General features: G+C 67.7%; 25 protein-coding genes. 12 read left to right on the top strand and 13 right to left on the bottom strand.

Features of this window, described 5'->3' with window-relative positions; all coding sequences use genetic code 11:
- Nucleotides 1–20: 20 nt before the first annotated feature.
- Nucleotides 21–545: a gamma carbonic anhydrase family protein gene (locus ABNX08_RS05680; protein ID WP_022534199.1), complete on the bottom strand. Its 525-nt coding sequence runs from the start codon at nucleotides 543–545 to the stop codon at nucleotides 21–23.
- A 181-nt stretch (nucleotides 546–726) separates the two neighbouring features.
- On the opposite strand from ABNX08_RS05680, the gene ABNX08_RS05685 reads away from it, so the two are divergent.
- Complete coding sequence (locus ABNX08_RS05685; protein ID WP_041680975.1) at nucleotides 727–1581, top strand: ferritin-like domain-containing protein; 855 nt, start codon at nucleotides 727–729, stop codon at nucleotides 1579–1581.
- Here ABNX08_RS05685 and ABNX08_RS05690 read toward each other — a convergent pair.
- Nucleotides 1578–3317, bottom strand: coding sequence for an acyl-CoA synthetase (locus tag ABNX08_RS05690; protein ID WP_022534201.1), 1740 nt, complete (start codon nucleotides 3315–3317; stop codon nucleotides 1578–1580). The genes ABNX08_RS05685 and ABNX08_RS05690 overlap by 4 nt on opposite strands.
- 136 nt (nucleotides 3318–3453) lie before the next feature.
- On the opposite strand from ABNX08_RS05690, the gene ABNX08_RS05695 reads away from it, so the two are divergent.
- On the top strand, nucleotides 3454–4347 hold the full coding sequence (locus tag ABNX08_RS05695) for an alpha/beta fold hydrolase (RefSeq protein WP_022534202.1): 894 nt from the start codon (nucleotides 3454–3456) through the stop codon (nucleotides 4345–4347).
- 3 nt (nucleotides 4348–4350) lie between these two features.
- Here the strand turns inward: ABNX08_RS05695 and ABNX08_RS05700 are convergent, their stop codons facing one another.
- Nucleotides 4351–5427: an NAD(P)/FAD-dependent oxidoreductase gene (locus ABNX08_RS05700; RefSeq protein ID WP_022534203.1), complete on the bottom strand. Its 1077-nt coding sequence runs from the start codon at nucleotides 5425–5427 to the stop codon at nucleotides 4351–4353.
- Between the two features lie 158 nt (nucleotides 5428–5585).
- Between ABNX08_RS05700 and ABNX08_RS05705 the strand changes: the two genes are divergently transcribed.
- From ABNX08_RS05705 to ABNX08_RS05735, 7 genes are all read left to right on the top strand, one after another.
- The gene (locus tag ABNX08_RS05705; protein ID WP_022534204.1) at nucleotides 5586–6431 is read left to right on the top strand and encodes a 3',5'-nucleoside bisphosphate phosphatase; all 846 of its coding nucleotides are present in this window, start codon (nucleotides 5586–5588) and stop codon (nucleotides 6429–6431) included.
- Between the two features lie 69 nt (nucleotides 6432–6500).
- Nucleotides 6501–7124 (top strand): L-threonylcarbamoyladenylate synthase, encoded by a 624-nt coding sequence (locus ABNX08_RS05710; protein ID WP_022534205.1) that lies wholly within the window; start codon nucleotides 6501–6503, stop codon nucleotides 7122–7124.
- A 73-nt stretch (nucleotides 7125–7197) separates the two neighbouring features.
- Nucleotides 7198–7863, top strand: coding sequence for a site-2 protease family protein (locus ABNX08_RS05715; protein ID WP_022534206.1), 666 nt, complete (start codon nucleotides 7198–7200; stop codon nucleotides 7861–7863).
- Nucleotides 7864–7892: 29 nt separating this feature from the next.
- Nucleotides 7893–8483 carry a bifunctional 2-polyprenyl-6-hydroxyphenol methylase/3-demethylubiquinol 3-O-methyltransferase UbiG gene (locus ABNX08_RS05720; RefSeq protein ID WP_022534207.1) on the top strand — a complete coding sequence of 197 codons (591 nt, stop codon included), beginning with the start codon at nucleotides 7893–7895 and terminating at the stop codon, nucleotides 8481–8483.
- Between the two features lie 136 nt (nucleotides 8484–8619).
- Entirely contained in the window at nucleotides 8620–9504 is an 885-nt protein-coding gene (gene dapA / locus ABNX08_RS05725) for a 4-hydroxy-tetrahydrodipicolinate synthase (RefSeq protein ID WP_022534208.1), read from the top strand.
- 48 nt (nucleotides 9505–9552) lie between these two features.
- Nucleotides 9553–10788 (top strand): outer membrane protein assembly factor BamC, encoded by a 1236-nt coding sequence (gene bamC / locus ABNX08_RS05730; RefSeq protein ID WP_022534209.1) that lies wholly within the window; start codon nucleotides 9553–9555, stop codon nucleotides 10786–10788.
- 73 nt (nucleotides 10789–10861) lie between these two features.
- Nucleotides 10862–11650: an MBL fold metallo-hydrolase gene (locus ABNX08_RS05735; RefSeq protein ID WP_022534210.1), complete on the top strand. Its 789-nt coding sequence runs from the start codon at nucleotides 10862–10864 to the stop codon at nucleotides 11648–11650.
- A gap of 97 nt (nucleotides 11651–11747) precedes the next feature.
- On the opposite strand, the gene ABNX08_RS05740 is transcribed toward ABNX08_RS05735, so the two are convergent.
- Both ABNX08_RS05740 and ABNX08_RS05745 read right to left on the bottom strand, forming a co-directional pair.
- On the bottom strand, nucleotides 11748–11984 hold the full coding sequence (locus tag ABNX08_RS05740) for a hypothetical protein (RefSeq protein WP_022534211.1): 237 nt from the start codon (nucleotides 11982–11984) through the stop codon (nucleotides 11748–11750).
- A gap of 199 nt (nucleotides 11985–12183) precedes the next feature.
- The gene (locus ABNX08_RS05745) at nucleotides 12184–13389 is read right to left on the bottom strand and encodes a cupin domain-containing protein (protein WP_022534212.1); all 1206 of its coding nucleotides are present in this window, start codon (nucleotides 13387–13389) and stop codon (nucleotides 12184–12186) included.
- 11 nt (nucleotides 13390–13400) lie between these two features.
- Here ABNX08_RS05745 and ABNX08_RS05750 point away from each other — a divergent pair, with 11 nt between their 5' ends.
- The gene (locus tag ABNX08_RS05750) at nucleotides 13401–13928 is read left to right on the top strand and encodes a peptidylprolyl isomerase (RefSeq protein WP_022534213.1); all 528 of its coding nucleotides are present in this window, start codon (nucleotides 13401–13403) and stop codon (nucleotides 13926–13928) included.
- A 75-nt stretch (nucleotides 13929–14003) separates the two neighbouring features.
- Here ABNX08_RS05750 and ABNX08_RS05755 read toward each other — a convergent pair whose 3' ends face one another.
- The 6 genes from ABNX08_RS05755 to ABNX08_RS05780 all read right to left on the bottom strand — a co-directional run bounded on the left by ABNX08_RS05755 (nucleotide 14004) and on the right by ABNX08_RS05780 (nucleotide 20894).
- Nucleotides 14004–15035 carry a hypothetical protein gene (locus ABNX08_RS05755; protein WP_349609402.1) on the bottom strand — a complete coding sequence of 344 codons (1032 nt, stop codon included), beginning with the start codon at nucleotides 15033–15035 and terminating at the stop codon, nucleotides 14004–14006.
- Nucleotides 15032–17728: a DNA mismatch repair protein MutS gene (gene mutS / locus ABNX08_RS05760; RefSeq protein WP_349609400.1), complete on the bottom strand. Its 2697-nt coding sequence runs from the start codon at nucleotides 17726–17728 to the stop codon at nucleotides 15032–15034. The genes ABNX08_RS05755 and mutS overlap by 4 nt, the downstream gene beginning before the upstream one ends.
- A 260-nt stretch (nucleotides 17729–17988) precedes the next feature.
- A complete protein-coding gene (locus ABNX08_RS05765) occupies nucleotides 17989–18423 on the bottom strand; it encodes a universal stress protein (RefSeq protein WP_022534216.1) in 435 nt (144 codons plus the stop codon).
- A gap of 77 nt (nucleotides 18424–18500) precedes the next feature.
- Complete coding sequence (ppk2, locus tag ABNX08_RS05770; RefSeq protein ID WP_022534217.1) at nucleotides 18501–19616, bottom strand: polyphosphate kinase 2; 1116 nt, start codon at nucleotides 19614–19616, stop codon at nucleotides 18501–18503.
- A 12-nt stretch (nucleotides 19617–19628) separates the two neighbouring features.
- The gene (locus tag ABNX08_RS05775; protein ID WP_022534218.1) at nucleotides 19629–19841 is read right to left on the bottom strand and encodes a YdcH family protein; all 213 of its coding nucleotides are present in this window, start codon (nucleotides 19839–19841) and stop codon (nucleotides 19629–19631) included.
- A 234-nt stretch (nucleotides 19842–20075) separates the two neighbouring features.
- The gene (locus ABNX08_RS05780) at nucleotides 20076–20894 is read right to left on the bottom strand and encodes an inositol monophosphatase family protein (protein ID WP_022534219.1); all 819 of its coding nucleotides are present in this window, start codon (nucleotides 20892–20894) and stop codon (nucleotides 20076–20078) included.
- Nucleotides 20895–21011: 117 nt separating this feature from the next.
- Here ABNX08_RS05780 and ABNX08_RS05785 point away from each other — a divergent pair, with 117 nt between their 5' ends.
- Nucleotides 21012–21947, top strand: a complete 936-nt coding sequence (locus ABNX08_RS05785; RefSeq protein WP_022534220.1) for an RNA methyltransferase — start codon at nucleotides 21012–21014, stop codon at nucleotides 21945–21947.
- Nucleotides 21948–22262: 315 nt separating this feature from the next.
- A complete protein-coding gene (gene cysE, locus ABNX08_RS05790) occupies nucleotides 22263–23006 on the top strand; it encodes a serine O-acetyltransferase (protein WP_022534221.1) in 744 nt (247 codons plus the stop codon).
- Between the two features lie 62 nt (nucleotides 23007–23068).
- Here the strand turns inward: cysE and ABNX08_RS05795 are convergent, their stop codons facing one another.
- Together ABNX08_RS05795 and ABNX08_RS05800 are read right to left on the bottom strand one after the other, a co-directional pair.
- Nucleotides 23069–23866, bottom strand: a complete 798-nt coding sequence (locus ABNX08_RS05795; protein ID WP_041680977.1) for a UDP-2,3-diacylglucosamine diphosphatase — start codon at nucleotides 23864–23866, stop codon at nucleotides 23069–23071.
- A gap of 66 nt (nucleotides 23867–23932) precedes the next feature.
- A complete protein-coding gene (locus ABNX08_RS05800) occupies nucleotides 23933–24433 on the bottom strand; it encodes a peptidylprolyl isomerase (RefSeq protein ID WP_022534223.1) in 501 nt (166 codons plus the stop codon).
- Between the last annotated feature and the right edge of the window lie 13 nt (nucleotides 24434–24446).

Below are 24446 nucleotides of genomic sequence, written 5' to 3' on the forward strand. Positions count from 1 at the left end.
CGCGGGGCGCTGGACTGGGTTCAGCCGATCCGCTTGAGCTGTTGCTTGTACAAGGCCTGACGCGTGGCGTAGGTCTCGGCGTTGCGGTACAGGTTGGCGACGTCTTCGTCGGTCAGCTGGCGCACCACCTTGGCCGGCGCGCCCAGGATCAGCGAGCGGTCCGGGAAGACCTTGCCCTCGGTGACCACGGCGCCGGCGCCGACCAGGCACTCCTTGCCGATCACGGCGCGGTTCAGCACCACGGCCTGGATGCCGATCAGCGAGCCTTCGCCGACGGTGCAGCCGTGCAGCATGGCCTGGTGGCCGATCGAGACCTTGTCGCCCAGGGTCAGCGGGCAGCCCGGATCGGTGTGTAGCACGGAGCCCTCCTGGATATTGGTGTCCTGGCCTACCACGATCGGTTCGTTGTCGCCGCGGATCACGACACCGGGCCAGGCGCTGGCGCGGGACTTGAGGGTCACGTTGCCGATGACGGTGGCTTCGGGGGCCACGTAGGCATCGCTGTCGATATTGGGCTTGACGTCGCCGAGTTGGTAAAGCGCCATGGGGTCTCCTGCACGAAAGGCTTTTGTTGAAATGGGGGTTGCCGCCGGACTTTAAAGGGTCGAGGCGGGCGCCGGGGGGCGCGGCAGTGGGCTCGATGCCTCGCGCGCGAGGCGCCACGGGACTGCGCGGCGACGGGTGCCGGCGAGGCCCTACAATGGCGGCAGTCCGGATTTTACGCCCATGCCAGAAAAAACACCCGCCGTCGCTTTGCCTGATCCATCACTTTCGCCACGCCGCCAGGCGCTGGCGGTGCTGTGCATGAAGGATGCGCGCGCCAAGGCCGCGGCGGCGCGGGCGCTGTATCGGCAGGCAATGGCGCTGCCAGATGAGGCGCTGCGCCCGGACGAGGCGATCGAGGCCGAAGACGCCGGCCGCATCCCGGGCCGTCCCGAGCGGCCGCCGTTGGTGGCGCCGCAGGGCGTCGAGCGGCGCCGCTCGCTCCATACCGCCGCCGGCCGCGCGGCGATGATCCACGCGCTGTGCCATATCGAATTCAACGCGATCAACCTGGCGCTCGACGCGGCATGGCGCTTTGCCGGCATGCCGTCCGCCTACTACCGCGACTGGTTGCGCGTGGCCGATGAAGAGGCGTACCACTTCACGCTGCTGGCCGACCACCTCGGCACGCTGGGCGCGGCCTATGGCGATTTCCCGGCGCACAACAGCCTGTGGGAGATGACCGACAAGACCGCGGGCGACGTGCTGGCGCGCATGGCGCTCGTGCCGCGCACTTTGGAAGCGCGCGGGCTCGATGCCTCGCCGCCGGTGCGCGCCAGGCTGGCGGGGGCGGGCGACCATGCCGCCGCGGCCATCATCGACATCATCCTGCGCGATGAGGTCGGGCACGTGGCGATCGGCAATCACTGGTATCGCTGGCTGTGCGCGCAGCGCGGGCTGGAGCCGGTCGGGACTTATGCAAAGCTGGCTGAGCAGTACCGTGCGCCGAAGCTGCGCGGGCCGTTCAATCTCGAAGCCCGCCGGGCGGCGGGCTTCGACGAGGCCGAGCTGGCGTGGCTGGAGGCGTCTGCCGGCTAAGCCGACTGCCGCCGCTGCTCGGCGCGCTCCTCTTCCAGCAGCCGCAACACCCGCCGCTGGATCTTGCCCGTCGTCGTCATCGGCAACTGGTCGATAAACTCGATCGCCTTCGGATATTCATACGGCGCGAGCTGCCCACGCACATGCGCCTGTAATTCCGCCACCAGCGCCGCATCGCCATCGAACGAGCGCGCCACCGCAGGCGTCAGCACCACGAAGGCCTTGACCACCGCGCCGCGCTCGGGATCGGGCGAGGGCACCACGGCGCAGTTGGATACCGCCGGATGCTTGAGCAGGCAGTTCTCGATCTCGCTCGGCCCGATGCGGTAGCCCGAGGACTTGAAGACATCGTCCGCACGCCCCTGGTACCAGAGATAGCCATCGGCATCGATGCGCGCCAGGTCGCCGGTGCGGCACCAGCGCAGGCCGTCGCGCTCGACGTACTTGGCTTCGGTCGCGGCCTCGTTCTTCCAGTAGCCGAGAAAGAACACCGGATCCGGATGCCCGGCGATATCGGTCGCGCACACCGCGACCTCGCCATCCTCGCCTGGCGGGCAGGGCCGGCCTTCGTCGTCGATCACCTGCACGCGGTGGCCGGGGTAGGGGCGTCCCATCGAGCCCGGCCGCGCCGGCCAGCCCAGCCGTTCATCGTCGTACTGCGCGGTGCAGTTGCCGACGATGTAGTTGATCTCGGTCTGGCCGAACATCTCGTTGACGATCACGCCCAGCGCGTCGCGGCACCAGCCGAACACGGTCTCGCCCACCGCCTCGCCGGCACTCATCAGCGCGCGCAGCTTGATCGCATAGCACTGCTGCGGCTCGGGGCAGGCCTTCATCATCTGCTTGAGCGCGGTCGGGAACAGGAAGGTGCTGGTGACGGCGTAGCGCTCCAGCAGCTCGAAGGCGCGCTCGGCGGAGAAGCGCCCCTGGTAGCCTACGATCGGCTTGCCGAAGTACAGCGCCGGCATCAATGCATCCCACAGGCCGCCGGTCCAGGCCCAGTCGGCGGGGCTCCAGAACACGTCGTTATCCTGCGGATACCAGTTCTGCGAGCAGACGAAGCCGGTCAGGTTGCCGATCAGCGCGCGGTGCGGGATCAGCGCGCCCTTGGGCGGGCCGGTGGTGCCGCTGGTGTAGATCAGCACCGCGGCCTCGTCGGCCTTGGTCTGCTCGGCGGTGAAGGTGGGCAGTTGCGCGGCCAGCAGCACGTCCCAGTCGTGGTCGCCGCGCCCGTGCGCGTCGCCTGCGGCGATCACGGCGGCCAGCGTCGGGCATTCCGGGCGCGCGGCCAGCACGTTGTCGATCGAGGTCTCGTCGGCGATGGCAACGTTGGCTTCGCTGTGCGCAATGCGGTAGGCCAGCGCCTCGGGCCCGAACAGCATCGACAGCGGCATCGCGATCGCACCGAGCTGGTAGATCGCCATATGCGCGATCACGGTCTCGATCCGCTGCGGCATCACGATCGCGACGCGGTCGCCGCGCGCCACGCCGAGCGCGCGCAGCGCCGCCGAGAGCCGGTTGGCCTCGGCCTGGATGTAGGCGAAGGTATGGGCATTGCGGCGGCCGTCCTCGTGCTCGGTGTAGACGGCGATGCGGTCCATGGTGGCCGGATCGCGCGCCCAGCGTCCGCAGCAGGCCTCGGCGATATTGAACTGCGGGGGGATTTCCCAGCGGAAGGATTCGTACAGGGCGCGGTAATCGTCGCGCCGGCTTGCCGGCAAGGCAGCTGCGGCCATCCAAGGTCTCCTGTAGGTCCGCCCGGCGCTATAATGCCCGCAAGCGAACGATCGTTCTATTTTGTTCGGGCTTCCCCTGCCACCCCCGCGGCGCCGCAGTCAGCGGCAGGAAGACCCCGACGCAAGGGTGGAGACAATGACAATCAAGGAAACCTCGCGGTCTGAATTTATCACGTTGCGCGGGCTGCGCTACCACGTGCGCCACTGGGGCACGCCGGGCGCGCGCAAGCTGTTCATGCTGCATGGCTGGATGGATGTGGCCGCGTCGTTCCAGTTCCTGGTCGACCACCTGCGTGGCGACTGGCACGTGATCGCGCCGGACTGGCGCGGGTTTGGCGAGACCGACTGGCCCACGCGCTATCCGGGCACGCAGTCGTACTGGTTTGCCGACTACATCGCCGACCTGGAGGCGCTGCTCGACCATTACCAGTCCGAAGGGCAAGTCGACCTGGTCGGCCACAGCATGGGCGCCAACGTGATCTGCCTGTACGCCGGCATCCGCCCCGAGCGCGTGCGCCGCGTGGTGGACCTGGAGGGCTTCGGCATGACGGCGACGCGGCCGCAGCACGCGCCCAGGCGCTATGCGCGCTGGCTCGACGAACTGCGCGCCGGTGCCGGACTGAAGACGTATGACAGCGTGGAGGGTGTCGCCGCACGCCTGCAGAAGACCAACCCGCGCCTGCCGGACGACCGCGCCGCCTTCCTCGCCGCGCACTGGTCGCGCCAGAACGCCGACGGCCGCTGGGAGATCCTGGGCGATCCCGCGCACAAGCTGGTCAACCCGATGCTGTACCGGGTCGACGAAGTGATGGCGATCTGGGAGCAGGTCAGCGCGCCGGTGCTGCACGTGGAAGCGCGCGACTCGGACACGCTACGCCATATCGCCCACAAGCAGACCATCGCCGAGTTCAAGGAGCGCTTCCGCGCCTTCCGCGATTTCCGTGAAGAGGTAGTCGACGATGCCGGCCACATGCTGCACCACGACCAGCCCGCCGCGGTGGCGGCGCTGGTCGAGTCGTTCTGCAGCTGACGCTCACGCGTGCGTGAGCTTTTCCTTCAGCGCGGCGTTGTTGCTGGTGTGCACGTGCACCAGTGCCTTTTCCGGGAAGGCATAGTGGTAGGCGCGGCGCAACGCCAGCGCGGCTTCATGGAAGCCTGACAGGATCAGCTTCTGCTTGTTGGTGTAGAAGGCGATATCGCCCGCGGCAAAGATGCCGCGGCGCGAGCTTTCGTAGGTGGTGGTGTCGACCAGGATGCGGCCAGCGCGCATGTCCATATCCCACTGCGCGATCGGGCCCGGTTCGGACACCAGGCCGTACAGCGCCACCAGTTCGTCGGCGGGCACGACCGTGCTGCCGTCGCGCGTGCGCACCTCGACTTCGGTGAGCGCGCCACCTTCCCCAGTGGTACGCAGCGCGCCCAGCATGCCGACCACGAAATCCATCTCGCCGGCCGCCACGGCCTCGCGCATCTCCGCGACGGTGCCATCGGCGGCGCGGAAGCCCTCGCGCCGGTGCAGCAGCGTTACGCGCGCGGCCACCTTGCGCAGCGCCAGCGCCCAGTCCAGCGCCGAGTCGCCGCCGCCGGCCACCACCACGCGCTTGCCGGCAAAGCGCGACACGTCGCGCACGGCGTAGTGCACGTGGCGGCCTTCCAGCGCCGGTGCTTCCGGCAGCGACACGCGCTGCGGCGCAAAGGCGCCGGCACCCGCGCAGATCAGCACCGCGGCGACATCGAAGCGCTTGCCGCCGTCGGTGGTCACCAGCAGGCGCTGGTGGGCGGGATGGCCACCCTGCGGCGGCTCTGCCGGGATTTCGGACAGGCTCTCGGCGCGCTGGCCGAAGTGCATCGGGAAGGCAAACGGCTCGCACTGTTCTAGCAACCGGTCCACCAGCTCTTGCGCCAGGCAGCCCGGCACGGCGGGGATATCGTAGATCGGCTTCTCGGGGTAGAGCTCGGTGCACTGGCCGCCGGCGCGGTCCAGTACATCGATCAGTTCACATTTGAGGCCGAGCACGCCGGCCTGGAACGCGGCGAACAGCCCGACCGGGCCGGCGCCCACGATCAGGACGTCGGTGGTGGTGACGGCGGGGGAGGTGTCGTTGGACATTGAGCATGGCGGGCACACCAGGCGCCCGAAGAAGACGGTGCAAAGCCCGACTATACCCCCCGCAAGGCCCGTTTCCGCCGACGCCAGCGTTGCCGGCAGGGCTTTGCCAGGGCACGCCGGCGTCACGCAAGCAGGGGCGACAAGAGTAGAATGGCGCCATGCAAAACGCCAATGCCCTCAACGCCGACCTGCACTGCCATTCCACCGTGTCCGACGGCACGCTGTCACCCCGCGCGGTGGCGCAACTCGCCCGCGATGCGGGGGTCGCGATGTGGGCGTTGACCGACCATGACGAGCTGGCCGGCCAGGCCGAGGCGCGCGCCGCGGCGGAAGAATTCGGCATGCGCTATGTCCCGGGCGTGGAGATCTCGGTGACCTGGGCGGGGCAGACCGTCCATATCGTCGGTCTGCAGATCGACCCGTTCTGCCCCGAACTGATCGACGGCCTGACCGACACCCGCTCCGGCCGCGCGCGCCGCGCCCGCGATATCGGCGATGCGCTGGCCAAGGTCGGCATCAGCGGCGCCTTCGAAGGCGCGCTCAAGTACGTGGGCAACCCGGACCTGATCTCGCGCACACACTTTGCGCGGTGGCTGGTCGACGAGGGCCGTTGCACCACCATCGGCGATGTCTTCAGCGAATACCTGTCCGAAGGCCGCCCGGGCTATGTCGGCCACCGCTGGGCCAGCCTGGCTGACGCGATCGGCTGGATCCGCGCCGCCGGCGGCATTGCCGTGATGGCGCACCCGGGCCGCTACAACTACACCGTCACCCAGCACGACGCGCTGTTCGACGAATTCACCGCACTGGGTGGCGGCGCGGTCGAGGTCGTGACCGGCAGCCATACGCCGGACCAGTACCGCCGTTATGCCGATGTGGCGCGCCATTACGGGCTGCTGGCCTCGCGCGGCTCGGACTTCCACGGCCCCGGCGAAGGGCGGGTGGAGCTGGGCGCGCTGCCGCCGCTGCCGCCGTCGGTCACGCCGGTCTGGCACGACTGGTAAGCGCACGCCCGGCATGAGCCTCCGTTTCGATCCCCCGATCCGTCAGCATCCGTTACCGACACCTGGTCCATGTCCCAGTACTTCGAGATCCATCCGCTCAACCCGCAGTCGCGCCTGATCAAGCAGGCCGCCCAGATCCTGCAGAAGGGCGGGCTGATCGCGCTGCCGACCGACTCCAGCTACGCGCTCGCCTGCCAGCTCGACGACAAGCACGCGGTCGAGCGCCTGCGCCGGCTGCGCGGCATCGACGACCGCCACCACCTGACGCTGATGTGCCGCGACCTGTCCGAACTCGGCAACTTCGCCCGCGTCGACAACCGGCAGTACCGCTGGATCAAGGGCGCCACCCCGGGCCCCTACGTGTTTATCCTGGAAGCGACCAAGGAAGTGCCGCGGCGGCTCTCGCACCCGGCGCGCAAGACCATCGGCGTGCGCGTGCCCGACCATGCGATCCCGCTGGCGCTGCTGGGCGAGACCGGCGAGCCGCTGATCTCGGCCACGCTGCAGATGCCGGGCGACGAGAAGCCGCTCAACGACCCGTCGGAAATCCGCGCCCGGCTGGAAAAGCAACTCGACCTGGTGGTGTGCGGCGGCCCGGCGCCGGCGCAGCCGACCACGGTGATCGACCTGACCGGCGGCGAGCCTGAACTGGTGCGCGCCGGCCGCGGCGACATGGAGCGATTCGGGCTCTGAGCGCTGCCACGGACGCCGCGACAGGTGCGTCGTCCTGCGCCTGGCAGCCTGCCGGGCCGTTACAATAGGGACCATGGATTCCTCCCTTATCCAGACCTTCGCGGTCTATGCCCTGCCGGTGCTGTTCGCCATCACGCTGCACGAGGCCTCGCACGGCTACGTGGCCAAGCTCTTTGGCGACAACACGGCCTACGCGCTCGGGCGCGTCAGCCTGAACCCCATCCGCCATATCGACCCGATCGGCACGGTCGCGGTGCCGTTGCTGCTCTACATCATGACCAGCGGCCAGTTCGTGTTCGGCTATGCCAAGCCGGTGCCGGTGGTGTTCGAGCGCCTGCGCAATCCGCGCTGGCACGGCATGTGGGTGGCACTGGCCGGGCCCGCCAGCAACGTGGTGCAAGCCTTCGTCTGGGTGCTGCTGGCGATCGGCCTGACCTGGGGTGGCGTGCGCGAACCGTTCTTCGGCGAGATGGCGCTGGCCGGCGTGCGCGTCAACCTGGTGGTGGCCGCCTTCAACCTGTTCCCGGTGCCGCCTTTGGACGGCGGCCGCGTGCTGACCGCGCTGCTGCCGCAGCGCATAGCCCGCGCGGTTTCCCGCATCGAGCCTTATGGCATCTTCGTGGTGCTGGCGCTGGTGGCGGCGGGCGTGATCACCACGATCTGGATGACGCCGGTGGTCAACGTGCTGATGTCGCTGATCGAGCTGATGCTGCGCCCGATCGTGATGCTGCTGCAGTGAGCGGAAGGGGTAATGGGAGGTGTAATGCCATGATGCCGCTGCAACCCGCATCGCATGCCGGACTTTCAGAACCATCTCGCTGGGTCACGCGCTGGGCCCACCTGCTGCGCCCGGGCGCACGCGTGCTCGACCTGGCCTGCGGCAGCGGCCGCCATGCCGCCTGGCTGGTCGCGCGTGGCCATGCGGTGCTGGCGGTCGACCGCGATGCCGACGCCATCGCCGGCCTGCCGGCGGGCGTCAGTGGCCGCGTGGCCGACCTGGAGCAGGGCGGCTGGCCGCTGGCAGGGGAGGCGCCGTTCGACGCCATCGTCGTCACCAACTATCTGCACCGGCCGCTGTGGCCGCACTTGGCCGCCGCGCTGGCGCCGGGCGGCGTGTGGCTGTACGAGACCTTTGCCGTGGGCAACGAAAGCGTCGGCAAGCCGTCGCGGCCGGATTTCCTGCTGCGACCGGGCGAATTGCTCGAGGTGGCGAATGCGCACGGCCTGCGCGTGATCGCCTATGAGGATGGCGTCATCGAAGTGCCGAAAACAGCCTTCGTGCAGCGGCTATGTGCGGTGCGCGCGGCGGATTCCGCCGACGATGCGGCTGCCCCTGCACGCTACCGCCTGGACCCGTGACCCTGGCCTCGGGCGGTCGGCGAGAATGCCGCTGCACACGTTGATACAGTTGGTAGCAACCCCTGTCCGGACAGCGGTCGAAGCGACCTGCGGTTCCGGTACAATCCCGTTATTCGCATCCCGAATCCCTAACCTTATGACACAGATTACCGGCAGCATTGTCGCCATTGTCACCCCGATGCATGAGGACGGCAGCCTGGACTTCCCGGCCCTGCGCGCACTGGTCGACTGGCACGTGGCCGAAGGCACCGACGGCATCGTGATCGTGGGCACCACTGGCGAGTCCCCGACGGTTACCGTCGAGGAGCACTGCGAACTGGTCCGCGTCGCCGTGGAACAGGCCGGCAAGCGCATCCCGATCATCGCAGGTACCGGCGGCAATTCCACCAAGGAAGCCATCGAGCTGACGGCTTTCGCCAAGAAGGTGGGCGCCGATGCGTCGCTGCAGGTCGTGCCATACTACAACAAGCCGACCCAGGAAGGCATGTACCGCCATTTCCGCACCATCGCGGAAGCGGTGGACCTGCCGGTGCTGCTGTACAACGTGCCGGGCCGCACGGTCGCGGACATGAGCAACGAGACCATCCTGCGCCTGGCGCAGGTGCCGGGCATCGTTGGCGTGAAGGAAGCCACGGGCAATATCGACCGCGCCGCGCAACTGATCAAGGACGCGCCGGAAGGCTTTGCCATCTACAGCGGCGACGACCCCACGGCCGTTGCGCTGATCCTGCTGGGCGGCCACGGTAATATCTCGGTCACCGCGAACGTGGCGCCGCGCAAGATGCACGAGATGTGCGTCGCGGCGCTCAAGGGCGATGTCGTCACCGCACGCCGCCTGCATATGGAACTGATCGGACTAAACAAGGCCATGTTCGTCGAAGCCAATCCGATCCCGGTCAAGTGGGCGCTGCAGCAGATGGGCAGGATGGAAGGCGGTATCCGCCTGCCGCTGACCCCGCTGTCCGAGGACAACCACGAAACCGTACGCAAGGCACTGGCCGCCGCCGGCCTGCTGGCCTGATTTTCCGCGGCGTCTTGCTGTCGCTCGCTCAACTAGGATTGCGTGTCAATGAAACTGAAGCTTAACCGCCGCGGCGCGACGCAAGTCCGCCGCGCCGCTCTGGTTGTGCCCGTGCTCGCCGCGGGCGTGATTACCGGCTGCAGCAGCATCAACGAGGCGATGCAGCCCGACAAGATCGACTACAAGTCGTCGGCCTCGAAGCGCACGCCTACGCTGGATATCCCGCCCGATCTGACCAAGCTGGAGGGCGATCGCCGCTATTCGGTGCCCGACCAGAACGGTACCTCGACGCTGTCGAACTACAGCCAGGCCACGAAGGTACGCGAGCAATCCCCGACCGAGAACGTGCTGCCCTCCGCGCAGGGCATCCGCATGGAGCGTGACGGCAACACGCGCTGGCTGGTGATCAGCAACGGCATGCGCGGCGACCAGCTGTGGCAGCAGCTGCGCGGCTTCTGGCAGGAAAGCGGTTTCCTGCTGGTGCAGGACTCGCCCGAGACCGGCATCATGGAAACCGACTGGGCCGAGAACCGCGCCAAGATCCCGCAGGACATCATCCGCAACACCATCGGCAAGGTGTTCGATGGCCTGTACTCGACCTCGGAGCGCGACAAGTTCCGCACCCGGGTCGAGCGCTCGCAGAACGGCACGCTGGAGGTCTTCATCAGCCACCGCGGTGCGCAGGAGCAACTGACCGGCATCGACAAGTCCAGCACCGTGTGGACCCCGCGTCCGGCCGATCCCGAGCTGGAAGCCGAATTCCTGTCGCGCCTGGCGCAGCGCCTGGGCGTGCAGAAGGAGCAGGCCGACCGCATGGCCAAGAACCCGGCTGCTGCCGGCAATGCCGCAGCTCCTGCTGCTACCGGTACCGCTGCTGCTGCCGCGGGCACCGCTGCCCCGGCAGAAGGCGCGGCGACGGGCAAGTCGTACCTGGCCCAGGTCAACGGCGCCCCGGCGCTGCAGATCCCCGAACCGTTCGACCGCGCCTGGCGCTCGGTCGGGCTGTCGCTGGATCGCGTCAACTTCACCGTTGAAGACCGCGACCGCGCCCAGGGGCTGTACTACGTGCGCTATGTCGACCCGCGCACCGTTGCCGACAGCCGCGGCTTCTTCTCCAAGCTGTTCACCAAGCCGGAAGATCCCAAGACCGCCAAGAAGTACCGCGTGTCGCTCAAGGGCACCGGCAGCGGTACCCTGGTGACGGTGCTCAACGACGCCGGCCAGCCCGAGAGCGGCGAAATCGGCAAGCGCATCCTGTCGCTGCTCGACGAGCAACTGCACTGAGCCGGCAGGTGACCGGCATATCAACCGGCCGGCGCGCGACGCGTCGGCAGGGCAGGCCAGGGCGGGCGCATTCATGATGCGCTTTGCCTTCCTTGGCAGCGGCAGCGAGGGCAACTCGCTGCTGATCGAATCCCGCGAAGACACCACCACCACCCGCGTACTGCTGGACTGCGGTTTCGGCATCCGCGAGACCGCCCGGCGCCTGGAGCGCCTGGGCGTCACGCCGGACCAGCTTGACGCGGTGCTGGTGACGCACGAGCACGGCGACCATGTCGGCTCGGCCTACGCATTCGCGGCCCGTCATCGCCTGACCGTCTACACCAGCCACGGCACCTGGCTGGCCACTTCGCATCTGCGCGGCGCCGACGTGGCCGACGTGCGGGTCTGCTGCGCCGACCATGCGTTCGGCATCGGCAGCCTGCAGGTGATGCCGTACACCGTGCCGCATGACGCGCGCGAGCCGCTGCAGTTCGTGCTGTCCGACGGACAGGCGCGGCTGGGCGTGCTGACCGATGCGGGGATGGAAACGCCCTACGTGACGGCGCGCCTGTCAGGCGTCGACGCCCTGGTGCTGGAATGCAACCATGACCGCGAGATGCTGCGCAATTCGGTTTATCCGGCTTCGCTGAAGCGGCGCATCGGCGGCGACTTCGGCCACCTGGCCAATGAAGTGGCGGCGAGCATCCTGGGGCAGGTGGCCCATGCAGGCCTGAACCGCGTGGTCGCGGCCCATCTGAGCAAGCAGAACAACACGCGCGAACTGGCCACCGGCGCGCTGGCGACTGCATTGGGTGCGCTGCCGGCTGATGTGCTGGTGGCGGATCAGGATGAGGGGCTGGGCTGGCAGGCGGTGCGTGCCTGACGCGGCGGGATGTACAAGCGGCGGCCGCAGTAGCGTGGCGGCGCGCCAAATAAAAAAACCGGCCCGAGGGCCGGTTTTTTTATCGGTGAGAAACCGATTACTGCTTGGCAGCCGGAGCCGAAGCGTCAGCGGCCGGAGCCGATGCGTCAGCAGCCGGAGCCGATGCGTCAGCAGCGGCAGCAGCCGGTGCAGCCGGAGCCGAAGCTTCAGCAGCCGGAGCGGCGGCAGCCGGAGCAGCCGTGTCAGCGGCCGGAGCAGCCGGTTCTTCCTTCTTGCCGCAGGCGGCGAGAGCAACAGCGGCCAGCAGCGATGCGATCAGGAGAGACTTCTTCATTGTTCGTCCTTTAACTTGTAATAACGGAAAACAGGCGATGAATAATTACCGGTAATTATCGCTCTTGAACTGCAAAATAGAGGCCCTCCCGGGTGCCGACATATGCAGTGGTCCACAGTACTAGCCAGCCGCCGATTATATCCGCGTTTTCCCGGCTTGTGTAGCGCAGAAATTTGCTGATTCGCATTGTTACGCATTATTACAGGCGCGGGCCCAATAGTAACCATCCTTCAAGCGCCCAGTGATGGAAAGTTTCCAGTAGGTCTGGCAAGTCCGCGCAGGCTGCAACATCTTCGCCACTAAGGTGGCGATAATCGGCCAATTTTTTCAGCCAGGGCATCAGTTCTGACGGGGGCTCGTAAGCTTCGCCATTCAGAAAGAAATTGGCCCGGTCGTAAAGTGCAATCGATGCCGGCGCAAGCACGACGCCGTGCTGGGCCGCCAGTTTCGCATAACGGCGCGGGGGAATGTCGGATATCTCGGCAAACTCGACGCCGGGCTTGGGCTCGGACAAGTGGCTGCCCAGAAATTCAGACACCATCTGGCTGTTCCATTGCAGCGCCTTCAGGCGTTCGGCGACGGCCTTGGCCATGCCCGCGGGCAATTGCGCGGGGCGTGCCGCGGCGCGTTCGCCGGGGTCGGCATAACGGCCGCCAAGGTCTTCGTTGTCCTCGACCGTTTCTGAGAGCCATGCGAGGAAATGCCCGGCCAGTTCGCGATACGCCGGGGCGCGGAAACCGATCGAGCAGGTCATGCATTCGCCCTCGGCAATGCCGTCGTGCGCGTATTGCGGCGGCAGGTACAGCATGTCGCCGGGCTCCAGCACCCATTCCTGTTCGGCGCTGAAGTCGGCAAGGATCTTCAGCGGCATGTCGGGCACCAGCTCCAGGCTGGTCTGCGACGAGATGCGCCAGCGTCGCCGGCCCGAGACTTGCAGCAGGAACACGTCGTAGGAATCGAAGTGCGGGCCTACGCCACCGCCGTCGGTGGCGTAGCTGATCATCAGGTCGTCCAGGCGCGCATCGGGCACGAAACGGAAGCGGCCCATCAGTTCCGCTGCAGCGGCATCGTGCAGGTTCACGCCCTGCACCAGCAAAGTCCACTGTCGGGTCTTGACGGCGGGCAGGTTTTCGCGCGCAAATGGACCATGTTCGAGCTTCCAGCGGTTGCGGAAGTGCGTCACCAGTCGCGATTCGACATCGTCGCGGTCGGCAAGGTCAAAAAGGGCATCGCGCGACACAGGCGGCACGATTTCAGGCACCGCCTGTCGAATGAGCAAAGGCTTTTGGTGCCAGACATCCCGCATGAATGCAGCAGGCGTCATGCCACCGAGCAGGCCGAGCGGAGTGTCTGGATCGACGGGGCCAGGGGGCAGGGCCTGCGCGTATAATGCGGAATCGTTCATGGAGTCAAGAATTGAAAATCGCTAAGAACACGGTAGTGTCCGTGATGTACAAGCTTTCGGACGCGCAGGGCAATCTGATCGAGGAGTCAGATGAAGCCATGGTCTATTTGCACGGCGGGTATGATGGCACGTTCCCCAAGATCGAGGAAGCGCTCGACGGCCATGACACAGGCTTCGAAACCCAGTTGCAGCTGGAGCCGGATGACGCGTTCGGCGACTACGATGCCGATCTGGTAAAGGTCGAGCCGCGCAACCGTTTCCCCGAGCCGCTGGAAGTCGGCATGCAGTTCGAAGGCATGCCGGAAGATGGCGACGAAGAAGATTCCGTCATCTACACCGTGACCGACGTGGCCGAAGACAAGGTGGTGCTGGACGGCAACCATCCGCTGGCTGGCATGTCGCTGCGCTTCTGGCTGAAGGTTGCCGAAGTGCGCGAAGCCACCGCCGAGGAAATCGAGCACGGCCACGCCCATGGCGCTTCCGGCGTCGAGGTGGTGGACGAGGACGAGGACGACGATACCCCGCGCACGCTGCATTGATTTTGCTCCCCAGGGCCCCATGAAAAAGCCGGCTTAGCGCCGGCTTTTTCATTTCCGTGGCGGCAGCGAACATGTTCAGTGAACGGCCGGCGCGTCCTTGAGCACCACCGAGAACGGCGACCCCGCGCCTGGCGTGATCACCAGCTCGACCCACTGCGACACCGTGTCGTTCGGCAGCGACACGCGCGTGAAGTTCTGCAGGGGTTTGCCGGCGGTATCGCGCAATGGCTTGTCGATGCCGAAGCCGTTCTCGCCGGCATGCACCAGCAGCACCTGGCCGCGGAAACGCGCGGCCAGCTCGCGCAGCTGGCGCTTGAACTCGAGATAGCCATCGCGCGTGCGGTGCCGCAGGAAGCCGTCCAGCAGCGACGGGCGGCCTTTCTTCTCCCAGCCGTTGGCAAAGTGCGGGTCACCGTGCGCGACCACCACGATGCCGTCCATGTCCCGCTGCCGCGCCACCGAGAACGCACGCGCCAGCCACTGCCGGTTGGCCTCGCGCCGGTCCTCGAACTCGCTGTTGCGCCCGCCCTCGTTGCGGTAGTGGTTGTTGTCGCCGGGCACGTTCAGGCCGACGATCAGGACCTCGCCCACGCTCAGGCGCATGTTCTCGCGAAAGCTGCGGAACAGCGCCTGGTCCGATTGCCTCAGCACGGCCCGCGGATGGCGGCCCAGCGTGGCGTCCTCGGGGAAGAACAATTCGCGCAGCCGGTTCAGCCGTTCGACCGCGTCAAAGCTGCCGTTGACCGGCAGCTTGCATTCGGCCCAGTCGGTCTCGCCGGGCACGTAGACCAGCGGCAGCGGCGACTGGTTCAGCAGCTGCTGGCGGCTGGTCAGCACCGCATCGCTGCACGATTCCGTATCGCCCTTGATGCCGCCAGCGTGGATCACCAGGTCGAGCTTGCGCTCGGCGAAATAGTCGAGCAGCGCCGCCGCATTGGCTTCGGCGGCAGGCCATTGCGGCAGGTCGGCGGTCAGCGCGATGCGCGTCACCCGCGGCTTGGGCGGTGCAGTCTTGCCACCGCGGCCGGCCGGCGCGGCCCACGCCGTGCCGGCCGCGCACAGCAGCGGCAGCAGCAGGGCAATCAGGGCCCGACGCGAGGCGTTCATGCCGTGTCGACCGCCTCGCCTGCGAGCGCCTTGAGCCGGTATAGCGCCTCCAGCGCGGCGCGCGGCGTCAGGCTGTCCGGGTCCAGGTCAGTCAGGGCATCGATGACGGCGGCCTGTTCGGGCGCAAGGCGTGCTGCAGGCGCCGCGGCCGCTGCGTATGCGTCCTCGTCCTCGTCGCTGTCCGGCATCGGCGGCGCGGCAAACAGGTCCAGTTGCGGCGTGGGCGTGGCATCGGCCGATTGCTGCTCCAGCCACGCCAGGTGCTTGCGCGCGGCGCGGATCACCGGCTGCGGCACGCCCGCCAGCTGCGCCACCTGCAGGCCGTAGCTCTGGCTGGCGGGGCCGTCCTGCACCGCGTGCAGGAACACGATGCCGTCGCCATGCTCGACCGCCGACAGGTGCACGTTGGCCGCCTGCGGGAATTCCTGCGGCAGTTGCGTCAGCTCGAAATAGTGCGTGGCGAACAGCGTATGGCTGCGGTTGTGCGACAGCAGGTGGCGCGCGATCGCCCACGCCAGCGCCAGCCCGTCGAAGGTGGAAGTACCGCGCCCGATCTCGTCCATCAGCACCAGCGACGCCGGCGTGGCATGGTGCAGGATGCCGGCGGCCTCGGTCATCTCCACCATGAAGGTGGAGCGCCCGCCCGCCAGGTCGTCGGCGGCGCCGATGCGGGTGAAGATGCGGTCAATCGGCCCGATCACCGCGCGCCGCGCCGGCACATAGGCGCCCACGCAGGCCAGCAGCACGATCAGCGCGGTCTGGCGCATGAAGGTCGATTTACCGCCCATGTTCGGGCCCGTGATCAGCAGCAGCTTGCGCGCTTCATTGAGCTGGCAGTCGTTGGCGATAAACGCCACCGATTCCGCTGCGAGCTGGCCTTCCACCACCGGGTGACGGCCCTGCACGATATCGATGACGTTCTCGGCCACGCGCTCCGGCGCGGACCAGTCCAGCGTCTGCGCGCGCTCGGCCAGCGCCGCCAGCACGTCCAGCCGCGCCAGTGCGCCCGCCACGCGCTGCAGCTCGCCGATATGCGGCAGCAGCGCCTGCAGCAGGCCGTCGTAGAGCTGCTTCTCGCGCGCCAGCGCGCGGTCCTGCGCCGACAGCGCCTTGTCCTCGAACGCCTTCAGCTCGGGCGTGATGTAGCGCTCGGCGTTCTTCAGCGTCTGGCGGCGGCGGTAATCGTCCGGCACCTTGTCGGCCTGGCCGTTGGTGACCTCGATATAGAAGCCGTGCACGCGGTTGAACTCGACGCGCAGGTTGGCGATGCCGGTGCGGGTGCGTTCGCGCGCTTCCAGGTCGATCAGGAACTGGCCGCAGTTCTCGGAAATGTCGCGCAGCTCGTCCAGGTCCTTGTCGTAGCCGCGCGCGATCACGCCGCCGTCGCGCACCACGGTGGCCGGCTCTTCGGCGACGGCGCGCACCAGCAGGTCCAGGCAGGCCTGCGGCACGGCCAGTTCGTCCAACGTCCGGGCCAGCAGGACGCTGTCGTCGCCGGCGCGGATGCAGGCCTGCACGTCAGGCAGCGCGCGCAGCGTATCGCGCAGCGAGGACAGGTCGCGCGGGCGCGCGCCCAGCAGCGCCAGCCGCGCGGTAATGCGCTCGACATCGGCCAGACGGCGCAGCGCCGCGCGCAGTGCATCGGTGCCCTGGTCGATCAGCTCGCCGATCGCTTGCTGGCGTGCCTGCGGTACCGCGGGGTCGCGCAGCGGGTGGTGCAGCCAGTGGCGCAGCGCGCGGCTGCCCATCGCCGTGCAGCAGGTGTCGAGCAGCGAGAACAGCGTCGGCGACTCGCCGCCGCGCAGCGTCTCGGTCAGCTCCAGGTTGCGGCGCGTGGCCGAGTCGATGCCGACGTACTCCGATTCGCGCTCGACTTTCACGCCCTGCACATGGCGCAGCGACTGGCCCTGCGTGGTGGCGGCGTAGTTCAGCAGCGCTCCGGCGGCACCCAGCGCCGCGCCCAAGCCGGCACAGCCGAACGGGTCCAGGCTGGCCACGCCCAGCTGCTCGCGCAGCCGCCGCGTGCCGGCATCCTGGTCAAAATGCCATTCGGGCAGGCGGGTACGCGCGCACGCCAGCGCGGGCAGCTCGATGCCATCGGCGTACAGCAGCTCGGCCGGGCGGATGCGCTCCAGCTCGCGGCCCAGCTGCGCCACCTCGCATTCCATCAGGCGCAGCTCGCCGCTGGCCAGGTTCAGCCATGCCAGCCCGGTCTTGCTGATCCCGCGGCGCGTGGTCTGCTGGTGCACGGCCATCAGGAAGGTATCGGCCTTGTCCGGCAGCAGCGCGGCATCGGTCAGCGTGCCCGGGGTGACGATCCGCACCACCTTGCGCTCCACCGGCCCCTTGCTGGTGGCCGGGTCGCCGATCTGCTCGCAGATCGCCACCGACTCGCCCAGCTTGACCAGGCGCGCCAGGTACTGGTCCGCCGAATGGAAGGGGATGCCCGCCATGCGGATCGGCACGCCGTTGGAGGCGCCGCGGGCGGTCAGCGTGATATCGAGCAGGCGGGCCGCCTTCTCCGCGTCGTCGTGGAAGAGCTCGTAGAAGTCACCCATGCGGTAGAACAGCAGGGTGTCGGGGTGGTCTGCCTTGATGCGAAGGTATTGCTGCATCATCGGCGTGTGACGGCTGGCGCCCGAATCTACCTGCGCCTGTACCTGTTCGGGGTCTGTTTTCTTCTGCAATCCCATTGCCATTTTGCTTGTCTGGCGGTGGGGCTGCGCTGTGCCGCCCACTCCGCACGGATCGCCACCCTGGCGCGGTCCGGATAGCGGCCGCGCGGGGCCCTTCAGGGCCTGCAGGGCGGTCGTCCGACGGCCTGGGGCCGTGCGCGAAGGGGGCGTTTTCGAGTATGGGCGATATGGTACAGCACGGGGCCCCGGCTGCCGCGCCAAATCGGGCGCGACGCCACGGTGTCTTTGGCGCCGGATATCCCGTCAGCAGTGCGCCATCAGCGGAACACCAGCACCGGCACGTCGCTATGGGTCAGCACCTTCTGCGTCTCGCTGCCCAGCAGCAGCCCGCTGATGCCCCGGCGGCCGTGCGAGGCCATGAAGATCACGTCGCAGTCCAGCTCGCGCGCGGCGTTGATGATGCCGCGGTACGGCGCCATGGCCGCCGACACGTGCCCGCTGCACGGCACGCCGGCCAGCGCCGCCGCGGCCTCGATCCTGGCGAGTTCCTGGCGCGCCTGCGCTTCCACGCGTTGCTGGAACACCTCGCGCTTCTCATGGCTGCTGTCGCTGGTCAGCGAGTAGGGGTACGTCTCCACGCACATATAGGGCGTGAGGCGCGCGGCGGCGGTGCGGGCAAACTGGATGGCGGCTGACACGGCCTTCTGCGAAAGCTCGGAACCATCGACGGGAAGCAGGATGTGCTTGAACATAGGGGCCTTTGAAGTAAGGGACGGAGAAATGGCGGGAATCCCGCAGGCGCCACCGCGGCATGGCGGCGGCGCCGGGTTCAGTTGGCCAGTGCGCGCCCGACGATCAGCGGATCGGGCTGGCCGATGGCGGTGGTATCGCGGTTGGCGTAGGGAAAGCGCGCCAGGATGTAGCGCAGCGCATTGAGCCGCGCGCGCTTCTTGCAGTCCGAGCGGATCACGGTCCACGGCGCATCGGCGGTATCGGTGTGGGCGAACATCGCCTCCTTGGCGCGGGTGTAGTCGTCCCACTTGTCCAGCGAGGCCACGTCGACCGGGCTCAGCTTCCATTGCTTGAGCGGATGGATCTCGCGCTCGCGGAAGCGCCGGCGCTGTTCCTTCTGGCTCACCGAGAACCAGAACTTGAACAGGTGGATGCCGCTGCGCACCAGGTGCCGCTCGAACTCGGGCGCCTGCTGCAGGAATTCCTGGTACTCCTGCTGCGAGCAGAAGCCCATCACGTGCTCGATCCCGGCACGGTTGTACCAGGACCGGTCGAACAGCACGATCTCGCCCGCGGCGGGCAGGTGCTGGACGTAGCGCTGGAAGTACCACTGGCCGCGTTCGGACTCGGTCGGCTTTTCCAGTGCGACCACGCGTGCTCCGCGCGGATTCATGTGTTCCATGAAGCGTTTGATGGTGCCGCCCTTGCCGGCGGCATCGCGGCCTTCGAAGACGATCACTACACGGTGGCCGGTTTCGCGCACCCACGCCTGGAACTTGAGCAACTCCACCTGCAGCCGGTACTTCTGCTTTTCGTAATTGCGCCGCGACATCAGGTTCTGGTACGGGTACGCGCCCTCGCGCCAGCCCGCGGAAAGTTCGTCGTCCGGATGGCGCTTGCGGCCGGCCTGCCAGGCCGCCGGGTCGCCTTCGAGGATCAGGCTGCGCAGCTGCGCGGCTTCATCTGGCGCGAGGCCGTCGAGCAGCGTGCGCATCGCGTCCAGCATGCCGGCGCCTTGCCCGGCGCGGCTGACGAGGATGTCCTGCATGCTGCTGGCCACCAGTTGCACGGCGGCGTCCACGGCGCTGCCGACTTCATTGCGTTCGGCGGAAAGCGCGGAGTTGGTCGGCAGCACGTCGCCTCTGGCGGCGGCACGGGCACGCGGCGGCGCTGCAGTGTGGGAGGGGGGCGGGGTGGTGTCCTGGTCCGTCATTGCCGTCCTCCCTCAGGCAGCGTTGCGCAGGATTTCGTAGAGCTGGTCCTTGATCTGCAGCTTTTCCTTCTTGAGCCGCTCGATCTCGAAGGTGGCGGCGGGCACGATGCCGGCCTCCATGTTGCGGATTTCCTGGTCCAGCGCATTGTGGCGGTGGAACAGGCGGGCGAAGTGGGCGTCCTGGGTCTTCAGGGCCGAGATCTGGTCGCGGTATTCGGGAAACATCCTGGCTCTCCTCTGCTGGCGCCGCACGCACAGTGCGTGGCGCATGGTTTCATTCTGGGGAGAGCAGGGCGGCGCGACCTTGACCAGGATCATGGCCGTCCGGGGTATGGGAAGAGTCTCTGGCGCGCTGGCGAGATGGGGCCACAGGCCCGTGCAGAAGGTAGAAAGCAAAACGCCCGCCGGAGTGCGGCGGGCGTTTGCGCGGCATGGCCGTCAGGCGGCCATATACCGGTATCAGGCGGCAGGCTTGGCGTTGTCGAGCGAGAACGGCGACAGCAGACGCACCATCTGGGCGAATGCCTTGGGGTTGCCGGCCAGCACTTCACCTTGTTCCATCTGGCGCGGCTCGCCGGCGTAGTTGCCGACCAGGCCGCCCGATTCGGTGATCAGCAGCATGCCGGCGGCCATGTCCCACGGCTTCAGGCCGCGCTCGAAGAAGCCGTCCAGGCGGCCGCAGGCCACGTAGGCCAGGTCCAGCGCGGCCGCGCCAGGGCGGCGCAGGCCGGCGCAGCTACGCGTCATCAGCGAGAAGATTTCCAGGTATTCCTCGACGCCTTCCAGGTCGCGGAAGGGGAAGCCCGTGCCGATCAGGCAGTCGGCCAGCTTGTCGCGGCGTGTAACGCGGATGCGGCGGTTGTTCAGGAAGGCGCCGGCACCCTTGGTGGCGGTGAACAGTTCGTCGCGGGTCGGGTCGTAGACCACCGCCTGCACCGGCGTGCCGCGGTGCAGCTGGGCGATCGAGACCGCGTACTGGGGGAAGCCGTGGATGAAGTTGGTGGTGCCGTCCAGCGGGTCGATGACCCAGGTGTACTCGTGCGCGACTTCGCCCTCGGCCCAGGACTGGCCGGACTCTTCCGCTAGAATGGCGTGTTCCGGGTAGGCGGTGCGGATGACCTCGATGATCGCGGCTTCGGCGGCGCGGTCCACCTCGGTAACGAAATCGTTGTGTTGCTTGCGCGAGACGCGCACCAGATCGACGTCGAGCGACGCGCGGTTGATGATGGAACCCGCCTTGCGGGCCGCCTTGATGGCGATATTAAGCATCGGATGCATGAATCTCTCCAGGCCGGCCACGATGAAGCGGCGGGGCGCCATGGCACCGCGCGCCCGCTCATGGGCAGCTGACAACACAACGGATTGTAGAAGAACGTCGGGCGTCGCTGGTCTGATATGTGCCGCGAAAGTCTCGCGAGCAAGCAAATACCTGGCGCCGCGCCAAAGAAGAACCCCGAATTGTATATGAACCCGGCCATCGATACGAGCCAGTCCCCATCCGCCGCGCAGCCAGACGCAGGCGGCGCCCGGCGCGATGCCTTCGGCCGCGTCCGCTTTGTGCTGGTCGAGACCAGCCACCCGGGCAATGTCGGCTCGGTGGCACGCGCGATCAAGACCATGGGCTTCGGCACCCTGGTGCTGGTTTCGCCGCGCGAGCCCGATGTGCTGCGCCATCCCGACGCCATTGCCATGGCCAGCGGCGCCGACGATGTGCTGGCGGGCGCCACCATCGTCGACCAGATCGATGCGGCGCTGGCCGGCGCGGCGCTGACCGTGGCCATGACCGCGCGCCAGCGCGAGTTCGGCCCGCCCCGGCTGCTGCCGCGCGCGGCGGCGGAACGCGCGTGCCAGACACTGGCCGGGAGCGGCGACATCGCCTTCGTATTCGGCAACGAGCGCTACGGCCTGCCCAACGAGGTGGTCGAACGCTGCATGGCCGTCACGCATATCCCGGCCAATCCGGCCTATACCTCGCTGAACCTGGCGCAGGCGGTGCAGCTGGTGGCCTACGAGTTGCGGCTGGCGCTGCTGGACGCGGCCAACGCGCCCGGCGCGCCGTCGGACGCGGGCGCCAATATCGGCTATGCTGGTGAGCCGGCCACGGCCGAACAGGTCGAGGCCATGTTCGGGCATCTGCAGTCGGGCCTAGAGGCGATCGGTTTTCTCGATCCGTCCAACCCGCGCAAGCTGATGACGCGGCTGCGCCGGCTGCTGGCCCGCAGCGGCCTGGAGCGCGAAGAAGTGAATATCCTGCGCGGCATCGCCAAGTACATGCTGCTGGCCGCGAAGGACAAGCCGGCCCCCGATGGGACGACTGACGGGGGCCAGTGACAGGAGCAAGGACAGGTGGCAGCAACCCGGAGCGATTCGATGCAGGACGATGCAGGCGCACGCGGCAAGCGCGTGTGCTGCCAGCCTGCGGCCGCGGGTTTGCGCATGCCCGGGCGATGTTGATCGCCGCATCGCTGCAATGTCCCTGACGGATCAGGGGCCAAAAGCTGGCGCCAAAAGCCGCGTCGGCAAATCACTTACACTCCCTGATCCCCTGATTCCGTCCTCACCGGCCACCGACCTCGCCGGCGACCCTGCCCCTGGCGCAAGCCTCGCGTGGCACGGCGCACGGCGCGGCAACACGACACGACCAAGATGTTCTCTCGCCTGAAGGAAGATATCGACACGATCATGCTGCGCGATCCCGCCGCGCGCAGCCGCCTGGAGGTGCTGACCTGCTACCCCGGCCTGCATGCCGTGGTGTTCCACCGCTTTGCGCACGCCTGCTGGAACGGGGGCTTTCACTGGCTGGGGCGATGGATTTCGCACTGGTCGCGCTTCCTGACCGGCATCGAGATCCATCCGGCGGTCCGGTTGGGGCGGCGCGTGTTTATCGACCACGGCATGGGCGTCGTGATCGGCGAAACCGCCGAGATCGGCGACGACTGCACCATCTACCAGGGCGTGACGCTGGGCGGGACCTCGTTGTACAAGGGCCAGAAGCGCCATCCGACGCTGGGCGCCAACGTGGTGGTGAGCGCGGGTGCCAAGGTGCTGGGTGGTTTCGTGGTGGGCGATGGCGCGCGTGTGGGTTCCAATGCGGTGGTGCTCAAACCGGTGCCGCCGGGAGCGACCGCGGTCGGCGTGCCGGCCCGCATCATCCTGCCCGATGCGCCGGCCGCGCAGCAGGGCGCCAAGCAGGAGTTCTCGGCCTACGGCATCACGCCCAATGCGGACGATCCGGTGTCGCTGGCGCTCAAGAGCCTGATCGACAATGCGGCGCGCCAGCATGAGCGTATCGAGGCCGTGCTGGCCGCGCTGGATCGGCTAGGTGAGCATCTGGAAAACACGCCCAACGACCGCTTCGATGCGAGCGAGCTGCGCAAGCTGATGAAGTGAGCGAAAGCGGATTGGAAAGAAAGCGGCCGGCAATGGCCGCTTTTTTTTGGAGCGGAGTTGCGTCAGTCCGTCTGCGGCAGCAGCCGAAAGCCGTCGCGGTCGAGCTCCAGCACCGCGGCGCGCGGATGGGCGCCATCCAGGTCCCAGTCGGTAAGGACCCAGCGCACGCCCGCGGCCTCTTCATGGCGTGCGGGCCGATGGGTGTGGCCATGTACCAGCAGCGACGCTCCCGCTGCCCCCAGCAGCTCCGCCGCGGCCGCAGGCGCCACATCGCCATAGACCACCGGCGCGGGTGCGCCCGCGTTTAGCTGCCTTGCACGGTTGCCTTCACTATCGGCGCGCAACTTGCGTGCGATCGACAAGCGCGCGCTCAGCGGCAGCGCCAGGAACACGCGCTGCACCCAGCCCTTGCGGGTCCAGCGGCGGAAACGGTTGTAGCGTTCGTCGTCGATGCACAGCATGTCGCCGTGGCTCAGCACGACACGCTCGCCGGCGCAGTGGATCACCGTGGGGTCGGGCAGCAGCGTCGCACCCGCGGCGGCGGCAAAGCGCTGGCCCAGCAGGAAGTCGCGGTTGCCGTGCATCAGGTACACGGCCACCCCGCGCGTGGCCAGCGAGCGCAGGGCGCCCGCCACGCGTTGCGCGAACGGCGAGTCGGTTTCCTCGTCGCCGATCCAGAATTCAAAGAAGTCGCCCAGGATGAAGAGAGCGCGCGCGCCGTGCGCGGCGCGTTCGAGCACGCGCTCGAAGGCCGCCAGCGTGCGTGGCATGCCCGGCGTGAGATGCAGGTCTGAAATGAACCACGCCGGCGCCTGTACCTCGAGGGGACCGGCCACCGGCGTGCGGGAGATTGCGGTCATGCGTGGTGTCGGTAGGAAAATGCCGGCACGCGGGCGCGCACGGAACCGCAATCGGCAGGCATAGGCTTATTCGACGACGACAGCCTTCTCGATCACCACGTCTTCCAGCGGCACATCCTGGTGGAAGCCCGAGGTGCCGGTACGCACGCCCTTGATCTGCTCGACCACTTCGGTGCCTTCGACGACCTTGCCGAACACGGCGTAGCCGAAGCCTTGCGGCGTGGGCGAGGTGAAGTTCAGGAAGTCGTTGTCGACCACGTTGATGAAGAACTGCGCGGTGGCCGAGTGCGGCGCGTTGGTGCGTGCCATTGCCACGGTGTAGCGGTCGTTCTTCAGGCCGTTGCCGGCTTCGTTCTCGATCGGGGCGTCGGTGCCCTTTTGCTTCATGCCGGGCTCGAAGCCGCCGCCCTGGATCATGAAGTTCTTGATCACGCGGTGGAAGATCGTGTTGTCATAGTGGCCCTTGCGGACGTACGACAGGAAGTTCTCGACCGATTTCGGTGCCTTCTCGGCGTCGAGTTCGATAGTGATGACACCCTGGTTGGTGTGGAGCTGTACCTTGGACATGGGTTTCCTCTGT

Origin of the sequence: Cupriavidus sp. DF5525 (genome assembly GCF_040149425.2) — a bacterium.
In the GTDB taxonomy this organism is placed as follows: domain Bacteria; phylum Pseudomonadota; class Gammaproteobacteria; order Burkholderiales; family Burkholderiaceae; genus Cupriavidus; species Cupriavidus pickettii_A.

Coding starts and splice junctions, on each gene's coding strand:
- ABNX08_RS05680 (WP_022534199.1), bottom strand. CDS start 545: ATGGCGCTTTACCAACTCGGCGACGTCAAGCCCAATATCGACAGCGAT.
- ABNX08_RS05685 (WP_041680975.1), top strand. CDS start 727: ATGCCAGAAAAAACACCCGCCGTCGCTTTGCCTGATCCATCACTTTCG.
- ABNX08_RS05690 (WP_022534201.1), bottom strand. CDS start 3,317: ATGGCCGCAGCTGCCTTGCCGGCAAGCCGGCGCGACGATTACCGCGCC.
- ABNX08_RS05695 (WP_022534202.1), top strand. CDS start 3,454: ATGACAATCAAGGAAACCTCGCGGTCTGAATTTATCACGTTGCGCGGG.
- ABNX08_RS05700 (WP_022534203.1), bottom strand. CDS start 5,427: ATGTCCAACGACACCTCCCCCGCCGTCACCACCACCGACGTCCTGATC.
- ABNX08_RS05705 (WP_022534204.1), top strand. CDS start 5,586: ATGCAAAACGCCAATGCCCTCAACGCCGACCTGCACTGCCATTCCACC.
- ABNX08_RS05710 (WP_022534205.1), top strand. CDS start 6,501: ATGTCCCAGTACTTCGAGATCCATCCGCTCAACCCGCAGTCGCGCCTG.
- ABNX08_RS05715 (WP_022534206.1), top strand. CDS start 7,198: ATGGATTCCTCCCTTATCCAGACCTTCGCGGTCTATGCCCTGCCGGTG.
- ABNX08_RS05720 (WP_022534207.1), top strand. CDS start 7,893: ATGATGCCGCTGCAACCCGCATCGCATGCCGGACTTTCAGAACCATCT.
- dapA (WP_022534208.1), top strand. CDS start 8,620: ATGACACAGATTACCGGCAGCATTGTCGCCATTGTCACCCCGATGCAT.
- bamC (WP_022534209.1), top strand. CDS start 9,553: ATGAAACTGAAGCTTAACCGCCGCGGCGCGACGCAAGTCCGCCGCGCC.
- ABNX08_RS05735 (WP_022534210.1), top strand. CDS start 10,862: ATGATGCGCTTTGCCTTCCTTGGCAGCGGCAGCGAGGGCAACTCGCTG.
- ABNX08_RS05740 (WP_022534211.1), bottom strand. CDS start 11,984: ATGAAGAAGTCTCTCCTGATCGCATCGCTGCTGGCCGCTGTTGCTCTC.
- ABNX08_RS05745 (WP_022534212.1), bottom strand. CDS start 13,389: ATGAACGATTCCGCATTATACGCGCAGGCCCTGCCCCCTGGCCCCGTC.
- ABNX08_RS05755 (WP_349609402.1), bottom strand. CDS start 15,035: ATGAACGCCTCGCGTCGGGCCCTGATTGCCCTGCTGCTGCCGCTGCTG.
- mutS (WP_349609400.1), bottom strand. CDS start 17,728: ATGGGATTGCAGAAGAAAACAGACCCCGAACAGGTACAGGCGCAGGTA.
- ABNX08_RS05765 (WP_022534216.1), bottom strand. CDS start 18,423: ATGTTCAAGCACATCCTGCTTCCCGTCGATGGTTCCGAGCTTTCGCAG.
- ppk2 (WP_022534217.1), bottom strand. CDS start 19,616: ATGACGGACCAGGACACCACCCCGCCCCCCTCCCACACTGCAGCGCCG.
- ABNX08_RS05775 (WP_022534218.1), bottom strand. CDS start 19,841: ATGTTTCCCGAATACCGCGACCAGATCTCGGCCCTGAAGACCCAGGAC.
- ABNX08_RS05780 (WP_022534219.1), bottom strand. CDS start 20,894: ATGCATCCGATGCTTAATATCGCCATCAAGGCGGCCCGCAAGGCGGGT.
- ABNX08_RS05785 (WP_022534220.1), top strand. CDS start 21,012: ATGTGCCGCGAAAGTCTCGCGAGCAAGCAAATACCTGGCGCCGCGCCA.
- cysE (WP_022534221.1), top strand. CDS start 22,263: ATGTTCTCTCGCCTGAAGGAAGATATCGACACGATCATGCTGCGCGAT.
- ABNX08_RS05795 (WP_041680977.1), bottom strand. CDS start 23,866: ATGACCGCAATCTCCCGCACGCCGGTGGCCGGTCCCCTCGAGGTACAG.
- ABNX08_RS05800 (WP_022534223.1), bottom strand. CDS start 24,433: ATGTCCAAGGTACAGCTCCACACCAACCAGGGTGTCATCACTATCGAA.